At 46.1% G+C, this 1,834-nt stretch carries 1 tRNA gene and 1 rRNA gene; both read left to right on the plus strand.

Annotated features, from left to right (window positions below):
• Positions 1–53: 53 nt before the first annotated feature.
• Positions 54–1,572 (plus strand): 16S ribosomal RNA (locus B4E59_RS07165).
• Positions 1,573–1,758: 186 nt separating this feature from the next.
• Positions 1,759–1,832: transfer RNA gene (locus tag B4E59_RS07170), tRNA-Ile, on the plus strand.
• Positions 1,833–1,834 lie beyond the last annotated feature (2 nt).

A 1,834-nucleotide genomic window follows, 5' to 3' on the forward strand; every position in this document is an offset into this window, starting at 1 on the left:
TATAGGAAATTCGAAGTTGTAAAAACATAGGTAGCAATACCAAAAGAAAAATTACAATGGAGAGTTTGATCCTGGCTCAGGATGAACGCTAGCGGGAGGCTTAACACATGCAAGCCGAGGGGTATAGTTCTTTCGGGAACTAGAGACCGGCGCACGGGTGCGTAACGCGTATGCAACTTGCCCTACTGAAAAGGATAGCCCTTCGAAAGGAGGATTAATACTTTATAACAGATTTAATGGCATCATTAGATTTTGAAAGATTTATCGCAGTAGGATAGGCATGCGTAAGATTAGTTAGTTGGTGAGGTAACGGCTCACCAAGACGATGATCTTTAGGGGGCCTGAGAGGGTGAACCCCCACACTGGTACTGAGACACGGACCAGACTCCTACGGGAGGCAGCAGTGAGGAATATTGGACAATGGGTGGAAGCCTGATCCAGCCATCCCGCGTGTAGGATGACGGCCTTATGGGTTGTAAACTACTTTTATCTGGGGATAAACCTACTTACGTGTAAGTAGCTGAAGGTACCAGAAGAATAAGCACCGGCTAACTCCGTGCCAGCAGCCGCGGTAATACGGAGGGTGCAAGCGTTATCCGGATTTATTGGGTTTAAAGGGTCCGTAGGCGGATTAATCAGTCAGTGGTGAAATCTCATAGCTTAACTATGAAACTGCCATTGATACTGTTAGTCTTGAGTGATGTTGAAGTTGCTGGAATGTGTAGTGTAGCGGTGAAATGCTTAGATATTACGCAGAACACCAATTGCGAAGGCAGGTGACTAAACATTAACTGACGCTGATGGACGAAAGCGTGGGGAGCGAACAGGATTAGATACCCTGGTAGTCCACGCCGTAAACGATGGATACTTGCTGTTGGGTTTTCGGATTCAGTGGCTAAGCGAAAGTTATAAGTATCCCACCTGGGGAGTACGTTCGCAAGAATGAAACTCAAAGGAATTGACGGGGGCCCGCACAAGCGGTGGAGCATGTGGTTTAATTCGATGATACGCGAGGAACCTTACCAAGGCTTAAATGCAATTTGACAGAACTAGAAATAGTTTTTTCTTCGGACAGAATGCAAGGTGCTGCATGGCTGTCGTCAGCTCGTGCCGTGAGGTGTTAGGTTAAGTCCTGCAACGAGCGCAACCCCTATCATTAGTTGCCAGCGTTTAAAGACGGGGACTCTAATGAGACTGCCGGTGCAAACCGCGAGGAAGGTGGGGACGACGTCAAGTCATCACGGCCCTTACGTCTTGGGCTACACACGTGCTACAATGGTAAGTACAGAGGGCAGCTACTTGGCAACAAGATGCGAATCTCAAAAACTTATCTCAGTTCGGATTGGAGTCTGCAACTCGACTCTATGAAGCTGGAATCGCTAGTAATCGCATATCAGCCATGATGCGGTGAATACGTTCCCGGGCCTTGTACACACCGCCCGTCAAGCCATGGAAGCTGGGGGTACCTGAAGTCGGTGACCGTAATAGGAGCTGCCTAGGGTAAAACTGGTAACTAGGGCTAAGTCGTAACAAGGTAGCCGTACCGGAAGGTGCGGCTGGAACATCTCATATTTAGAGAACGACGAATTTTCTTCTATTGTAAGAAGATTGATTTTGATTCGGCTTTTTATTCTGTAGTATTTAATATATAGTTAGAGATAGAGGTTAAGATAAAGTAAAAGATTAAGGAATAAAAACTTATTACTTATAACTTAAGACTTACAACTAACAAAAGACCACTCTTTAAGAGTATTAAAGAGTCTCATAGCTCAGCTGGTTAGAGCGCTACACTGATAATGTAGAGGTCGGCAGTTCGAGTCTGCCTGAGACTACT

Source organism: Empedobacter sp. UBA2044, from assembly GCF_002333005.1.
Taxonomy (GTDB): domain Bacteria; phylum Bacteroidota; class Bacteroidia; order Flavobacteriales; family Weeksellaceae; genus Empedobacter; species Empedobacter falsenii_B.